The organism is Acidobacteriota bacterium (assembly GCA_020845575.1).
Lineage (GTDB): Bacteria > Acidobacteriota > Vicinamibacteria > Vicinamibacterales > Vicinamibacteraceae > Luteitalea.
On the sequence record JADLFL010000040.1, the window covers coordinates 134,884 to 150,822 of the forward strand.

The following is a 15,939-nucleotide window of genomic DNA, read 5'->3' on the forward strand; positions in this document are numbered from 1 at the left end:
TCGTGCGTATCACCGGGGGGCGTGATGACCGAGCGACGAATGGGGCGATGGTGGATGACGGCCGGAGCATGCGGCCTGCTGGCGGTGGGGTCGTGGGGTGGACGTGCGATGGCGCCAGGGGCGCTGCGTGCCTCGTCGGATGTGGAGACGCGTCCCGCGGCCACGGTCGGGAGCGGGCGCGCGCTGCCGACGCAGGAGGCGCTGATGCAGATGGCTGCCGCGCCGCTGCACTTCGAACGCAACCGTGGCCAGGCACCTGCTGACGCGACATTCGTCGCGCGCGGTGCCGGATACACCGTGCTGTTGTCGGGCTCGGCGACGACCCTCCTGCTCGAGACTCGAGACGCCGGTTCTCCGGACGACGGACGTTCGCGCTCCACCGTCGTGCGCACGCGACTGGTCGGGGCCGACACACCCGCCTCGGTCGACGGTGAGGCGGTACTTCCCGGTACGGTCAACTACTTCCGCGGCAACGATCCCGCGCGGTGGCAGCGCGACGTCCCGACCTTCGAACGCGTCCGCGCCGAGGCCGTGTATCCCGGAATCGACGTCGTGTACTACGGCAACCAGCGGCAGTTGCAGTATGACTTCCGCCTGGCCGCGGGTGCGCGTCCCGACCGGATCGGGCTGGCATTCGACGGTGTCGACGATATGTCGATCGACGCCAGCGGCGATCTGGTGCTGCGCGTTGGCGAGCAGGAACTGCGCCAGGAGCAGCCGTTCACGTACCAGGACGGTCCAGGCGGCCGCGTCGAAATCGCAAGCCGATTCGTGATGACCGGGCCCAACCAGATCGGGTTCGAGGTCGGCGACTACGACAGGCATCTGCCTCTGGTCATCGGTCCCGTCGTCACGTACTCCAGTTACTTCGGCGGCGACAGCGAGGAGATCCCGTTCGACGTGGCTGTTGGCCCTGACGGCAGCGTGTACGTCACGGGTGTCACGAGCGATCTCGCAGCGTTTCCCACCGTCAACGCGTTCCAGCCGACGAGCGGCTCGCAACCCGACGCGTTCGTGACCAGATTCCAGCCCAACGGCAACTCGCTCGCGATCGTGTACTCGACGTACCTCGGAGGGAGCGGAATCGAGAACGTCGTCAGTGGCGTTGGTCACACGGGTGACGTGGCGGTCGACGCCGCAGGGACGGCGCATGTCACCGGCGTCACGCGGTCCGCCGACTTCCCGGTGACACCAGGCGCGCACGACACGACGTTCGGCGGCCCCAACCAGTCCGACGCGTTCTACACACGTATCAGCAGCACGGGACAACTGCTGTACTCAACGTACGTCGGAGGTATTGCCACCGACGCGGGGTTCGGCGTGGCACTCGGCCCGGGCGGCGTCGCGTATGTCGTCGGCTACACGGCATCGGATGCCGTCACCGAACAGGCGCCGGTCACCAGCAACGCCTACGACCAGATCATGGACGGAGGCAGCGATGCGTTCGTCGCCAGGTTCACGGCCGCCGGTGTCCTCGACTACTTCACCTACCTCGGCGGCACCGGAGGCGAAGCGTCGTTCTACACAGGGGCCATCGCCGTGGACCAGGCTGGCTACGTCTACGTCGCTACCGACAGCAGCAGTTCGAACAACTACCTGCCGGCCAACGGGTTCGACACCACGGTCGGCAATCTGTCTGCCGGCGGATTCTTCGTCACGCTCGATACGACGCGCATCGGCGCCGCACAGTTGCTCTACTCCACCTACATCACCGGCACGAACGGCCAGCTCTGGCCCTATGGGGTGGCGGTCAACAGCGCGGGCATCGCCTACATCGTCGGCGAGACGAGCACGAGCATCGGCTTCCCGATCAAGAACGCCGTGCAGCCCACTTACGTCGGTGGCAATCGCGATGGCTGGCTGATGAAGATCGATACGACGAAGACGGGCACCGATTCGCTCCTGTTCTCGACGTATCTCGGCGGCGATCAATCGGACGTCGCGCACGACGTTGCCATCGACCACCTCGGACGCGCCGTCGTCGCCGGGACGACGTTCTCGAGCGGAACCGGTGTCGTGGTCAAGTTCCCGCTCGTCCAGCAGGTGGCCAGTTGTCCGACGTTCGTGCGCATCTCGCCCTTCGTCACGATCTTCAAGGCCGATGGATCCGGGTACGACCTGTCGTCGTGCTACGTCGACAGCTATGTGTTCTACGGCGTCGCGACAGGACCCAATGGCGAAATCTGGCTCGTCGGCAACACCAACGACAACCTCACCAACCCGCCGACGACGGGCGGCGTGCCCATGGTGAACGCCGAGCAGGGGACGTACGGGCGCGACTTCCCCGGTTCCGGCGGCGACATGGACGCGCTCGTCGTCCGCCTGTCGCCATCCACGGATCTCGCGATTGCCAAGGCCGCTGCGCCCAATCCCGTCCTGCCAGGCGGCACGCTCACATACACGCTCACGGTCACCAACGCGGGCGGCGAGACGGCCTCGAGCGTCCAGGTCGCCGATACGTTGCCCGCGACGACAACGTATGCGTCGTGCGTGGCCACCAACGGCGGCGTGTGCGGCGGCAGCGGCAATGCCAGGACGGTCACCTACGCGACGTTGGCCGCCGGCGCGTCGTCCACCATCACGATCGCGGCGACCGTCAACGCCAGCGTCGGCGCCGGCGCGACGATCAGCAACACGGCGACGGTGAGCAGTGCGATGCATGACCCGGTGCTGGCCAACAACACGGCGACGGCTGAGGTCTCGACACCCACCCTCGATCCCGCGGGAGACGCCGATGGCGACGGGCTGACCAACGAGTTCGAGACGCGGTACGGCCTGAATCCGTTCTCCGGCGGTTCGGGCCATGGTCCCGGTGACGACCCTGATGGCGACGGCCGCACCAACACCCAGGAACAGGCAGACGGCACGCATCCACGCGGGTTCGTGATCACCTACCTGGCCGAAGGCGCGACCGGGCCCTTCTTCGATACACGGCTGGCCATCGCCAATCCGACCTCGTCGCCGGCGCTCGTGCTGACGCGCTTCCAGAAAGGCGACGGGACGACGATTCGTGACTACCGCATCGTGCCGGCGATGCAGCGCGCGACGATTGACGTGGAGACGCTGGCGGGGCTCGACGCGGCGGAGTTCTCGACGCTGATCGAAGCCGACGTCCAGGTGGTGGCCGACCGCACCATGACGTGGGACGACACGGGGTACGGCAGCCACGCCGAGCGCGGCATCCTGACGCGGACGGCGACGAAGTGGTATTTCGCCGAAGGCGCCACGTTCGACAGGTTCAACCTGTTCTACCTGATTCAGAACCCGAATACGCAGGCCGCGCAGGTGCGCGTCACCTATCTCCTGCCGTCCGGCAATCCGCTCGTCAAGGACTACGTGGTGGCACCGCAGAGCCGATTCAACATCTGGGTGGACAGCGAAGGCCGGAACGATCCGGCGCTCGCGCCACTGGCCAGTGCTGAGCTGTCGGCGATCGTCGAGTCCACCAACGGCGTCCCGATCATCGCCGAACGCGCGATGTATCTCGATCAACCCGGCCGCCCGCTCGGCGCAGGGCATGAGAGTGCCGGCATCACCGCCCCATCCACGCAGTGGTTCCTGGCCGAAGGCGCCACCGGGAGCTACTTCGACATGTTCATCCTGATCGCCAACCCGGAACCCACCGACGCGACAGTGCAGGCCGACTTCCTGCTCGGTACCGGCCAGGTCCTCACGAAGACGTACACCGTGGCGGGCAGGAGCCGGTTCAACATCTGGGTCGATCGCGAGGATCCGCTGCTTGCCGACGCGGCGCTGTCCACGCGCATCACGTCCACCAACGGCGTGCCGCTCATCGTCGAGCGCGCGATGTGGTGGCCTGGCCCGACGTCGGCGACGTGGCAGGAGGCACACAACAGTCCCGGAGAGACCACGACGGGCACGCGATGGGCGATGGCTGAAGGTGAAGTCGGCGGCGCACGCAAGACGGCGACCTACGTGCTGATCGCCAACACGTCACCCTTCGCGGGCATGGCTCGCGCCACGGTGCTGTTCGAGGACGGCAGCGCGCCGATCGCGAAGGTCTTCCCGCTCGTCGCCAACAGCCGGGCGAACGTGACGCCGGCGGTGGACTTCCCGGAAACGGCAGGCAAGCGCTTCGGCATGCTGATCGAGAGCATCGGCGCGACACCGGCACAGATCGTTGTCGAGCGCGCCATGTATTCGGATGCCGGCGGTGTGCGCTGGGCAGCGGGCACGAACGCGCTGGCGACCAAACTGCAATAGCACGCGGGAGAGCCTGACGCGACGTGTCAGTCGGGCTCTCCGATCAGCGCGAAGCCGGCCCAGAACACGGGATGCTCGGGAATGACCACGACGCCAGCCGGCGTCGTGGCGTGCACGCGGCCGGCGCGCAGATCGCGCAGCAGACCGAGTTGCGCGTTTCGCAGGGCGCGGCTCTTCGAGGCGCCCGCGAGCCAGTGCCGATAGAACGCAGGCAGCAGCCGATTCGTCGGTTGGTCGGCCACGTCCCAGAGGCTGGCGACGACCGAAGCGCTTCCCGCGTAGATGAAGGCGCGTGCGAACGTCGAGATGCCGTCGCCCGGCATGAGGCCGCCTGCCGACCGGCATGCGCTCAGCACGACGAGGTCGGCGTGGAGATCGAGAGCGTAGACCTCCCGTGCCGTGAGGAGGCCGTTGGCGCCATCGCCTGGCGCTGACGAGGGTGCAAGCGCGAGATAGGACTGGAGCGGATCCTGCTCGCTCACGACGGCGTGCGTTGCGAAGTGCAGCACGGCCTTGCCGGCGACGGTGTCGCGGAGTGCGGCTTCGGTCGCTTCATGCGCCGCAAGGACGGTGGCCCGACCGCCGGGCATCACGCGCGCGATCGTCGCGACCTCGTGGCGCGCGCCGGGCAAACGCGGCAGCGGGCGATCGAGCGTCGGCAGGCGAGGAAGGACGGGGTCGGCGACGAGCAGGGCCGCACCCGTCCGTGCATCATGCCGTCTCTGACGTGCGGTGAAAGGCAGCACCGCGCCGGCCGGCGCGTAGTGGATGGCGTGGTCTTCCAGCAGATAGCGGCCGTTGGGACCCTGCAACGCCGCGAAGCTGACACCCAGCAACGGCCCGTGCGCCACGATCGTCAACAACGATCCCGGCCTGCGCGGCAGCACGTCCCGCACCGGCCGCACGAGCAGATCGTAGAGCTTCGGTCCTGAGTGCCGTGTCGACGCCGATCCTGAGTCGAAGGGGTCGAAGGCCTGTTGCACCAGTGCGCGCAGCCGTGCGCGGAGTATCGGTACGCGGCGGACGTGTACCGCGCCATCTCTGGTCACCACCCAGATGAACAGTTCGTCGTCGCTCACCCAGTAGACGAGGAACGTGGACTGCAGGCGCGCGGCCGCTGCCACGAAGTCGCTCACGGCAGCGGGATCCGGCGTCGCCACGTGGTCGATGGTCGTGTGGTCGGCGGAGGCGTCGCGGCCGGCGAGCAGGTCGAGCAGCGCACGCGATCTGGCGAGCTCGGCGGTTCCGAGTGACTCACGCGCCAGCCCCTGCTGCACCTGCAAGGCAATCGCCTCGCTGTATACGCTCGACTGCACGCGACTGAAGTCCTGCCTGAAGGCATCGGTCGGCACGAGGCGTGTCCGGATGTCTTCGAGCCGCGCGAGCGCCGCCTGCACGTCGGCGAGGGCGGCCGGGACGTTGCCCAGTGCGGCATGCGCACCAGCACGTTGCTGCAAGGCTTCGGGACAGGTATCGGGCCGCGACGCGCACGCCTCCACGGCGCGCGTCGCCGCGTCGAGGGCCTCGCGCGGCCTGGCCATCTTCCGATAGGCGAAGGACAGACTCGTGTAGCGCTCGGCGGGATAGACGTCGACACCGTTGGCGATGACGCGCTCCAGCGCCGCCGCGCCGTCCGCGAACTGTCCCTGGCTCAGCAGCAGGCCGGCGAGATTCGCCCTGACGAGATCCTGCACACGCAGCGAGCTCGATTGCTCCGCGAGCACCAGCGCCTGGTCGTAGGCGTCGCGCGCCCCGCGCAGGTCGCCAACACGCTGCCGGGCGGTGGCGACCGCATTGAGGCTCTGGATCAGCGCGAACGGGGCGCCGGCCGCCCGGTGCCGCGCGAGCGCTTCGAGCTGGAACTTCAGCGCCTCGTCGAGCCGACCGTGCGCGCGATAGACCCGGCCGATGCTGTTGTAGACGGTGCCGAGCGCAACGCCGTCGGTGGTGGCCGACAGCACGGTCTCGGCTCGCAGCAGCGCCTCGAGCGATTCTTCGTACTGTCCCTGCGTGAACAGGTGATCGCCAAGGCTCTGCCACGCGCGTCCTTCGAGGACACGATCCCCAACAGCACGTGCGTCATCGACCACGCGGGCGAGCAGCGGACGTTTCTCCGCGAGCGTGAGTGGAGCCACCCTGATCAGTTGCAGCGTCGCCACCGCCCGCCCGCGACGATCCTGCGCGGCGGTGAAGGCGGTCACCGCGCGTTCGGCGCCCTCACGGGCCTCGGCGCGCAGACCCGACACGTACGCGGCCACGCCCGCGAGATGACTGGCGCGCCCGATGCCGCGATCGTCGGCGAGGCGCTCGTAGATCGTCAGGGCCAGCAGCGCTTCCTCGCGCGCCGCCGCATACTGCGTCCTGGCATGGAAGATCTCCGCGATCGCGACGCGCGCGTCGGCTTCTTCGCGCGCAAGTGCGAGGGCGATGGCCCGTGCGCGAGCGGCTTCCAGCAGCTTGAGTGCCGCGTCGCGCGAACCGTCACGCAGCAGTCGCCCCGCCGTGTCGAGTTGCTCACGAATCGCTGCCGCATCCGGCGTGTTGTCCACCTGCATCTGCGGCGCGGCGCGGACCCATGGGGTCGCGGCCATCGTCACGATGAGACACAGCGAGGCGACGATCGCGTGCCGGGCGGGCATGTGATGTATCAGCGATGACTGACGGGTTCGTCTGTGAGCCTGTCGAGCGCGTCGCAGGCGCGCGCGGTCCGCGGCGCGCGTCGATCGCAGAGGGCCTCGAAACGCGTCCGCGCATCAGCGACGTGTCCTGCCCGGTGCTCGGCGATCGCGCGATAGAACGCCACATCGTCGGCGAACGTGGGATCGACGACTGCCTCGGCGGCAGTGAATGAGGCGATCGCCCCGCGCGCATCGTCCAGGAACAGGCGGGAGACGCCCTGATAGAAGAGGACTTCGATCGAACGCGGATACCGGGGCTCGAGTGCCGTGAGGGCTGCGTTTGCGGCGACGTAGTCGTCTCGTCGGTACGCATCGAGTCCTGCCGCGAGATCGGTCAGCAGCGGGTTGTCGGCGGCAGCACCACGCCATGTCAATGCCGTGAGGCCGAGACGCACCGGTGGCTTGTCCAGCGGCAGCACGACCGGCGGGGGAGTGGAAGCCCGCGTGGCATCCGCGTTCGAGGCCGGAGATGTCGACGGTCGGGTCTCTTCGAGCCTGGCAACAGGCGTGTCACCGCTATCGCCGACGATCACCCACGCGACCAGCACGGCAGCGGCCAGTGCCGGTGCAAGGACCAGCGGCATGAGCCAGCGGCGTCGTGGCTCGACGCGGGAGGGTGACTGCGATGTGGTTTCGGCCTGGATTCGCGCGAGCAGACGTCGGGCGGCGTCCGCATCGAGCGGAGCGTCGGTTTCACCGAGGCCGTCCGCCAGTGCACGGCTCCATGGACTCGCCGACAGATGGTCGTCGAGCGCGGCCTGCAGGTCGTCTGGCAGTACACCGGCTTTCGCGGCGCGCAGCAGGTCGATCGGCGGGTCGTCGCGGTGCCGCGCCCGGATGACGTCGATTTCGTCCTGCGCATCAGCGAGGAACTCGCGCTCCTCGGGGGTCCATCCGTCTCGGGGGAGGCTCATGTGTCCACCACTCCGTTCGCCCTCCGCAGCAGCGTCAGCGCGTACTGCAGGTATCCCTTCACCTGGTTCTCCGTGAGTCCCGTCTGCGCCGCGATCTCGGCGCGCGTCATGCCGTGCGCGTAGCGCAGCATGAGGCACGTCCGGTGGACCGGCTTGAGGTCGGCGTCCTCGAGCACCCACTGCTCGAGCGGCGGCGCGGCGGTGGGCAGGCGCGCGATCGACTCGACGTACCGCTGTTCCACCATGTGCCGGCGCCATCGATCCCTGGCGCGATTGCGGACGACGGCGAACAGCCACGTGGGCAGCTGCGGCTGGTCGATGGCGTCGAGGTTCCGGTGAAGCGCCATGAATGCCTCGGCGGTCAGATCCTCGGCGACGTCCCGCTTCCCTGACACGCTCATGGCGAACCGGAACACCGCCTGCACGTGCTGGTGATACAGCTCCTCGAAAGTCGCCATGGACTGGAGTGATGAGGCGAGACATCGAAGACTACCATGCGCCGAGCGCGCGAGTAGAATCGGCGCGTGCGTCCGCTTCGGGTCGTGGTTGCCTGTCTTGCGCTGCTGTGCAGCGGCGCGTCAGCATCCGCGCATCCGGGCTCGATGGCATTCTGGAAAGTCACCATAGACGACACCGAGGCCCACAGCCAGATACTGGTGTCGCTGCTCGACTTCGGCTGGACCGACGCGGATCTCGCGCGCCTCGACGGCGGAGGTGAGCCGTCGCAGGCGCGCCGCCTGACGATCGGCGCGCGGTTGCTGGACCACTTCGTCATCGTGCAAGGCGGTGCGGCCACGCCCGCACGCGTGGTCGACGCGCGCGTCGTACCGGGAGGATCGCTGGAAGTCGTCGCCGTGCATACGCTGGCCGGCGGCGCGCGTGCGCTCGCGCTCCGTTCCTCCTTCCACGAACTGACCGACAACAGCCATCGCGTGATCGCGCGTGTGGACCATCTCGCCGACGTGGAGCCGCTGGTGCTCAGCGTGTTCGAGCCTGAGCATGTCCTGCCGGATGCCGCGCCGGCATCCCGATTCCACGCCATCGCTCCTGCCGGCTCGTTATTCGCAATGCTGCTGCTCGGCATCGAGCACATCCTCACGGGCTACGACCATCTCGTGTTCCTGCTCTGCCTGTTGGTGCCGGGCGGCACATGGCGCTCGCGCGTCGCCATCGTCACGGCGTTCACCGTGGCGCACAGTCTCACGCTCATGCTCGCGGCGGCGGATGTCGTGACGCCTCCCGCGCGCTTTGTCGAGGCGGCCATCGCCGTGAGCATCGGGTATGTCGCCGTCGAGAACCTGCTGCACGTGGAACCACACACGCGCTGGCCCACGGCCTTCGGCTTCGGGCTGATTCACGGCTTCGGCTTCGCCGGGATGCTGCACGAACTGGACATGCCCCTGGGCCAGTGGCTGTCATCCGTAGCAGCGTTCAACGTCGGCGTCGAGATCGGCCAGCTCGTCGTCGTGGCGATCGCCGTGCCGCTCATCGCCATCATCGCCAGGCACTCGTGGCATCGGCGGCTCGTGCAGTCGACCTCCGTCGTCGTGTGTGGCCTGGCGATCGTCTGGCTCGTGGAGCGCCTGTCATGACCGTGTCTTCGCCATCATCACCGGCCGTCGGCACCTTCCGTCGTCGCGTCGCCGTCCTGATGCCCGCCGCTGCGGCGATCGTGCTGGCTGCGCTCCTGTTCCACACGACACATGCCGCCACCGACGGCACGCTGCAGGTGACGATCGTCGATGCCGCCTCGTCGACGCCGACGCCGGTGCGTGTACGCATCAAGGACGCGGCTGGCACGCCGATCGGCAAGCCCGTGCGCGGGGCCATCACCGTGCCCGGCGCGGCGCTCGGTATTCCCGCCGAGGCGCTGGCCGTCATGTACGGCCGAGACGACGTGGCCGATGGCTTCGCCAGTCAGCCAGACGGCGCGTTCTACGTGGATGGCGCGTTCACCGTGGCGCTGCCACCCGGCGACTACGACGTCGAGATAGCCAAGGGTTACGAGTTCGTGCGCCACCGCGGACGCGTGCAGGTGAGGGCAGGCGGCACAACGGCGGAGCGATACGTGTTGCGCCGCTGGGCCGACATGCCGGCCCGAGGCTGGTACTCGTCGGACGATCACATCCACCTGCGCCGATCGCCGCGCGAGGATCCGCTGATCCTGCGCTGGATTGCGGCAGAAGACATTCACGTCGGCCACCTGCTGCAGATGGGCGACTTCTTCACCACCTTCTTCACGCAGTACGCCTTTGGCGAGAGTGGCCGGTACGAGGAATCGGGCCACATCCTGTCGCCCGGCCAGGAGGAACCGCGGACGCCGGAGATCGGGCACACGATCTCGCTCGGTGCGTCGGCCTTCGTGCGTCCGCGCGAGCGCGACTACTATCGCTACGACCGCACGTTCGATCGCGTACGGGAGCTCGGTGGCGTGTCGGGGTACGCACATCAAGGCGCCACGTTCCACGGCTGGCGCGGCATGACACTCGACGTCCTGCAGCGCAAGATCGACTTCCTCGAATTGCTGCAGTTCTGCGCGCCGGACGGCCCGCTCGTCACCACCAACTACTACCGCTTCCTCGACCTCGGGTTCCCGTTGACGGCGACCGCCGGCTCCGACTTTCCCTGGTGCGGCAGGAACCGGAAGTTCGGTGCTGCCGAGGACGAGGGGCCGCACATCGGCGACGCGCGCTTCTACACGTACGTCGATGGTCCGCTGACGTTCGATCGATGGCTGGCGGCGTTGAAGGCAGGCCGGACCTTCGTCACGACGGGTCCATTGCTGGAGCTCCTCGTGGACGAGGCGCTGCCCGGTACGACGCTCGAGCGGAAGGATGGCGATCGCGTACAGGTGGTCGTCGAGGCACGCGGGCACGCCACCGACGTGCCGCTGCGGACGGTCGAGCTCGTCGTCCACGGCAACGTGATTCGTACGGCGTCGGCGACCGATGCGGGGCAGTCGTCCGAACGCATCAGGCTCACCCATGAACTGCGAATCGATGGGCACGGCCTGTGGGTGGCGGCGCGCGCGCACGGCGGGCCGACGCAGGTGGCACACACGACGCCCGTCTACATCCGGGCCAACGGCCGTGGGTTCCACAATCCCGCCACGGTGCGGACGCATCTCGAGCAGTCGTCGGCGTATCTCGACGAGATAGAGGCCGCGCTCCTGACGCCAGGCCCGGCCATCGACTATCAGATCACCCGGCATCCCGAGGCCCTGCGCGAGCGGGTTGCGGAGGTGCGCGCCATCCTGGAGCGCCTCTCCGACCAGTTGCGCTGACGGAGGTATCCTCGATGCCCTGTCCAATTGGCGCCGGCAAGCAATCGTCATTCATCATTCGTCATTGAGCATTCGTCGATGGGGACGCTCTCTTCGGAGCTCGGGCCGCTGCGGGCGGCACAGGCGCGGGGGCCGTTGATCTACGCCGACGCGAACGTACCGGTCCCGCTCGTGACATTCATGCGCGACAGGCTGGCGTGGGACGTGCTGCACGTCATCGACGAACCCGCCTGGCGCCGCGCCACCGACGTCGCGCACTACCACCGCGCACGAGAGCTCCACCGCACGCTCGTCACGCTCGACCACGACTTTCTCGACGACCGCCGCTTCCCGCCCGCCGACAGCCCCGGTGTCATCGTCATCGACACGCCCGACGAGCGTCGCCAGCGGAAGATCCTCGCCGCCCTCGACCCGCAGCTCCGCCCCACCTCCCGCCTCGCCCCACTCGCAGGGAAGAAGCTGCTCGTGCATGGGGACGGACGGAGTAATGCCGAATGACGAATGACGAGTGCCTGTCGCGCCGGAGCGCTGCAGGCGCGAAGGCGGGCTGCCCTCTTTTGTCCTGCCATCCGTTACTCTTCCTGAATGTTGATCCTTGACGGTGCGCATGTGGTCCTGCCTGACAGGGTGTTGAGCCCGGGGCGGATCGTGATCGAAGGGGACCGCATCACCGATGTGGGACCGGGCAAGGAGGGTGGGGCGTTCGCTGGGCGGTGGATCGTGCCGGGATTCATCGACGTGCACGTGCACGGCGTCAACGGCGAGGACGTGCTGGCAGGGCCGGGACGCGTGGCGCGCGTGGCGATGCACCTGCCGCGGTTCGGCTGCACGTCGTTCACGCCCACCACGTTCGCGTGTCCACCTGCCGAGCTCGAGACGCTCGCGCGCGACATCGAAGCCGCGATGGCGGCACCGGGCACCGAGTCCGCGCGCGTGCTGCCGGCGCACCTCGAGAGCAACTTCATGGCGCCCGAGTACCGTGGCGCGCAGCCGCTCGACGCCTTCGTGCTCCCGCCTGGGGCACCGCCGGAACTGGCGACGCCAGGCACCGCGACGACGTTCACGGCCGACGACATCATGGCCGTGATCAGCGCTCATCGCGGAGCCATCGGCACGCTGACAGTCGCGCCCGAACTGCCTGAAGGCCTCGCGCTCGTACGGACGCTCGCCTCGCGCGGACACATCGTGTCCCTCGGCCACTCAGGCGCGACGCTGGAGGAAGCGCGTGCGGCGATCGACGCCGGCGCGCGCCGCGCCACGCACCTCTTCAACCGCATGCCGCCGCTCACGCATCGCGCACCGGGCCTCATCGGCGCCGTCCTGGACGACGACCGCGTGGACGTGGAGCTCGTGGCCGACGGCTATCACGTGCATCCTGTCGTGATGCGCGCGGCGATTCGCGCCAAGCGTCCCGAGCGCGTCATGGCCATCACCGACGGACTGGCAGGGGCGGGGCTCCCCGAAGGCTCGCACTTCGAGCTCGGCGGACGCGGCGTGACGGTGCGCGAGCGCGCGTGCTTCCTCGACGATGGGACCCTGGCGGGCAGCCGGCTGACGATGGATCGCGTGTTCGCGAACCTGGTGGACATGGTGGGCGTGACGCCCCTGGAGGCGGCGATGATGACCGCCACGGTGCAGGCGCGGGCGCTCGGGCTCGGCGATCGCGGCAGGATCGCGCCGGGCCTGCTGGCCGACGTCGTGGTCCTCGACGACACGTGGCGCGTGCAACAGACGCTCCTGGGCGGCGGCGTCGTGTACGCGGCGGACCGTCAGGCCTGACGCGGTGAAACCCGGGTACCGAACCGTCCGTCTACTTCTGACAGCCATGCGACGCCCGCGCATCACCCCGCTGGCCCTGGCCGGACTGCCCCTCATGCTGGCCGGCTGCATCGTCCATGTCGATTCGGGAGGCTTCACGTCGCGCGACCAGGTGCGCGTGGCCGTCGAGGGTGTGCCGACGGTCGATCTGTCGACCTTCGACGGGGCCATCGAAGTGCGGTCGTGGAGCAAGGCCGAAGTGCTCGTGGAGATCGAGTCGCGGGCCTCGTCTCGCGACCTGCTCGATACCATCGACATCGACAGTCGCGGCGACAAGTCCGGCGCCGTGGTCCACGTCACGCTGAAGGACACGGATGGCTGGCGATTCTCGAAGCACGCGGTGAGCCGGTCGGCGCGGCTGATCGCGACGGTGCCGGCGGAGAGCCGCCTGCGTGTCAACAGCGGCGACGGCTCGGTGCGCGTGGTGCGCGTGCGCGGCACCATCGAGGCACGCACGGACGATGGGCGCATCGTGATGCGCGAGGTGGGCGGCGACGTCGTGGCCCATACCGGCGACGGGAGCGTACAGGTCGAGGATGTCGACGGCCGGTGCCGCGTGAGCACGCGCGATGGCAGCGTGCTCGTGGCGGGCCGGTTGCAGGGCGGTATCGAAGCCCGCAGCGGTGATGGCAGCGTCACCATCCGCGCGGCGTCAGGCACCATCGTCGACGAGGACTGGCACATCGAGACGGGCGACGGAGGCGTGGTGCTCACGCTGCCGGATCCCGTCGACGCGCGGCTCGATCTCGAAACGGGCGATGGCCGCATCGCCCTGGCTGGATTCCCGGAGCTTTCGGTTGCCCGCGATGGCGAGCGTCGCCGACGCCTCCAGGCAGTGCTGGGCGACGGTCAGGCCACCCTGCGCGTCCGCACCTCCGACGGCACCATCAGCCTCAAACGCACGCCATAGTCGGCCGTCCTGGCACTGACGAACGGGCTGAAGCCCGTTCGCTCCATCCGATGCGGGATGGAACAGCCTGATGCAGATGGAGGCCAGGGGTTTCAACCCCTGGCTACGTACTCCGTCGGATCTGATCCAATCGCTTCGACGAAGGCGTCGTGGCGCTCGCGGCATTTGCTGCACGCGCCGCAGTGCAGGTCGCCGACCGGATTCATGCACGACAGCGTGAGCGCCATCGGCGCGCCGACCACCTGACCCCGACGGATCACGTCGGCCTTCGTCCATTCGCGGTACGGCGTTTCGATCGCGATGCGGTGCGCGAGACCGATCGACAGCGCCGTTGCCATGGCGTCATAGAACGCAGGCGTCGCATCGGGAAATGGGTTGCCACCGAGTGGCGCCAGCGCGATGCGGGAGATGCCGTTGATCGCGCAGAAGACGGCGGTCTTGCCGAGCAGCACGATGTTCCGTCCCACGAGGTACACGTCCTCGTCGGGCGTCTCCCAGGCCGGCGGCGTCCCAGCGATCGACCAGTGCCCGGGGGCGTACACGTCGCGCACGGATGCGTCGATCAGGTGGAGCGGATCGAGCTGCGCCGCCGCGGGAAACGCCGCGAGCGCGCGTGCGAGCATCGCCCGTTCGCCAGCCTCCCAGGCGAGGCCGGACGCCACGTAGATCGGCTGTACGCGGGCGTGCGCCGTGAGATCCGCGGCAAGGACGATGCTGTCGAGGCCGCCGGAACACAACACGGCCACGCGATCGGCGTGTAAGGTGGTGGGGTGTTCTACAGGCACTTCGTCTTCGACCTCGATGGCACGTTGATCGACTCGCGTCAGGATCTCGTGGATGCCGCCAACGCGATGCTCGCCACCTATGATGCACCGCCCCTCCCGTCGCAGGCCGTCGTGGCGATGGTGGGCGAGGGCGCCCGCATGCTTGTGACGCGTGCGCTGGCCGCGGCGCGCGTCGACGCCGACGTCGACGAGGCGCTCGCCCGGTTCATCGACGCCTATGACGCGCGGCTCACGGCCACCACGCACCTCTACGACGGCGTGGCCGAGACGTTGCGCCGGCTCCACGCCGGAGCCCACGTGTCGGTGCTCACCAACAAGCCGCAGCGGCCGACCGACGCCATCCTGGCATCGTTGGGCGTCGCGCCGTTCGTCCATGCGGCTATCGGTGGCGATTCGTCGTACGGCAGGAAGCCCGCGCCCGACGCCCTGCGCGCGCTGATCGATCGCGCCGGCGCGACTGTGGAAGAGACCCTGATGGTCGGCGACTCGTGGGTGGACGTGGCGACCGCCGTGGCCGCCGGTGTCGACGCGTGTCTGGTCACTTACGGGTTCGGTTTCGCCGCCGTCGACGCCGAGCACCGCGCGCGGGCCCGCTGGTCCATCGATGCGATCGACAGCCTGCTCCCGCTGATGTCGGCGCATCAGCGCTGATCACCGCGCGGGCGTCGTGTCGACGAGCACCTTCGACGCCGCGCGCGCGCCGATCACCAGCTGTGGCGCGTCGGTCCCCTGCACGGCCACGCTGTCGGCAGCCGTGTCTCGCGACAGCACCACGAGCACCTGGCCGGGTACCAGGGCACTCTGTTCCAGGAAGCGGAGGAAATCCGCGTTCTGATCGGCGATGCGCGCCACGCGCACCGGCACGCCGAGCGGGCAGTCGGCGAGCGAGTGGTAGCTGCGCTCGTGGACGCCGCCGTCGGCATTCGGGATGGGGTCGCCGTGCGGGTCGACGGACGGGAAGCCGAGCATCTCGTCCATCCTGCCGATCAGCCGATCGGAGACGGCATGCTCCAGGTGTTCGGCCTCGTCGTGGACCTCGGCCCAGCTCATGCCCATGACCTCGACGAGGAACAACTCGATGAGGCGATGCCGCCGCAGGACGAGTCCCGCGAGCCTGTCGCCGGCGGGTGTCAGGCGCACGCCCGCGTACGGCTCGTAGCGCACGAGTCCGGACTCGGCGAGGGCCTTCACCATCGTGGTGGCCGTGCCGGGCACCACGTCGAGCGCGGCGGCGAGCTGGCCCATGGGCACGAGCGCGTCAGCCGCGATCGCACGCTGCGCGGCGTGGATGGCCTTGAGGTAATTCTCGACGGTGCTGGACGGCAGC

At 68.7% G+C, this 15,939-nt stretch carries 12 protein-coding genes; 7 read left to right on the forward strand and 5 right to left on the reverse strand.

Annotation, left to right across the window (positions count from 1 at the left end):
• Positions 1–24 precede the first annotated feature (24 nt).
• On the forward strand, positions 25–4,224 hold the full coding sequence (locus tag IT182_11740; protein MCC6164009.1) for a DUF11 domain-containing protein: 4,200 nt from the start codon (positions 25–27) through the stop codon (positions 4,222–4,224).
• Positions 4,225–4,250: 26 nt separating this feature from the next.
• On the opposite strand, the gene IT182_11745 is transcribed toward IT182_11740, so the two are convergent.
• The 3 genes from IT182_11745 to IT182_11755 are packed head-to-tail and all read right to left on the reverse strand — an operon-like array spanning position 4,251 to position 8,274.
• Positions 4,251–6,863: a CHAT domain-containing protein gene (locus tag IT182_11745; protein MCC6164010.1), complete on the reverse strand. Its 2,613-nt coding sequence runs from the start codon at positions 6,861–6,863 to the stop codon at positions 4,251–4,253.
• A gap of 8 nt (positions 6,864–6,871) precedes the next feature.
• The gene (locus IT182_11750; GenBank protein ID MCC6164011.1) at positions 6,872–7,816 is read right to left on the reverse strand and encodes a hypothetical protein; all 945 of its coding nucleotides are present in this window, start codon (positions 7,814–7,816) and stop codon (positions 6,872–6,874) included.
• Positions 7,813–8,274 carry a sigma-70 family RNA polymerase sigma factor gene (locus IT182_11755; protein ID MCC6164012.1) on the reverse strand — a complete coding sequence of 154 codons (462 nt, stop codon included), beginning with the start codon at positions 8,272–8,274 and terminating at the stop codon, positions 7,813–7,815. The genes IT182_11750 and IT182_11755 overlap by 4 nt, the downstream gene beginning before the upstream one ends.
• Positions 8,275–8,340: 66 nt before the next feature.
• On the opposite strand from IT182_11755, the gene IT182_11760 reads away from it, so the two are divergent.
• The 5 genes from IT182_11760 to IT182_11780 all read left to right on the forward strand — a co-directional run bounded on the left by IT182_11760 (position 8,341) and on the right by IT182_11780 (position 13,827).
• A complete protein-coding gene (locus IT182_11760) occupies positions 8,341–9,408 on the forward strand; it encodes a HupE/UreJ family protein (GenBank protein ID MCC6164013.1) in 1,068 nt (355 codons plus the stop codon).
• Positions 9,405–11,099, forward strand: a complete 1,695-nt coding sequence (locus tag IT182_11765; GenBank protein ID MCC6164014.1) for a carboxypeptidase regulatory-like domain-containing protein — start codon at positions 9,405–9,407, stop codon at positions 11,097–11,099. Before IT182_11760 ends, IT182_11765 begins: the two co-directional genes overlap by 4 nt.
• Positions 11,100–11,177: 78 nt before the next feature.
• Entirely contained in the window at positions 11,178–11,597 is a 420-nt protein-coding gene (locus IT182_11770) for a DUF5615 family PIN-like protein (protein ID MCC6164015.1), read from the forward strand.
• Positions 11,598–11,684: 87 nt separating this feature from the next.
• Positions 11,685–12,878 carry an N-acetylglucosamine-6-phosphate deacetylase gene (gene nagA, locus IT182_11775; protein ID MCC6164016.1) on the forward strand — a complete coding sequence of 398 codons (1,194 nt, stop codon included), beginning with the start codon at positions 11,685–11,687 and terminating at the stop codon, positions 12,876–12,878.
• 46 nt (positions 12,879–12,924) lie between these two features.
• The gene (locus IT182_11780; protein MCC6164017.1) at positions 12,925–13,827 is read left to right on the forward strand and encodes a DUF4097 family beta strand repeat protein; all 903 of its coding nucleotides are present in this window, start codon (positions 12,925–12,927) and stop codon (positions 13,825–13,827) included.
• 92 nt (positions 13,828–13,919) lie between these two features.
• Here IT182_11780 and IT182_11785 read toward each other — a convergent pair whose 3' ends face one another.
• The gene (locus tag IT182_11785; GenBank protein MCC6164018.1) at positions 13,920–14,612 is read right to left on the reverse strand and encodes a 7-cyano-7-deazaguanine synthase; all 693 of its coding nucleotides are present in this window, start codon (positions 14,610–14,612) and stop codon (positions 13,920–13,922) included.
• Between IT182_11785 and IT182_11790 the strand changes: the two genes are divergently transcribed.
• Complete coding sequence (locus IT182_11790) at positions 14,598–15,263, forward strand: HAD-IA family hydrolase (GenBank protein ID MCC6164019.1); 666 nt, start codon at positions 14,598–14,600, stop codon at positions 15,261–15,263. The genes IT182_11785 and IT182_11790 overlap by 15 nt on opposite strands.
• On the opposite strand, the gene IT182_11795 is transcribed toward IT182_11790, so the two are convergent.
• Positions 15,264–15,938, reverse strand: a complete 675-nt coding sequence (locus IT182_11795) for a metal-dependent transcriptional regulator (GenBank protein ID MCC6164020.1) — start codon at positions 15,936–15,938, stop codon at positions 15,264–15,266. It lies immediately after the preceding gene.
• Position 15,939 lies beyond the last annotated feature (1 nt).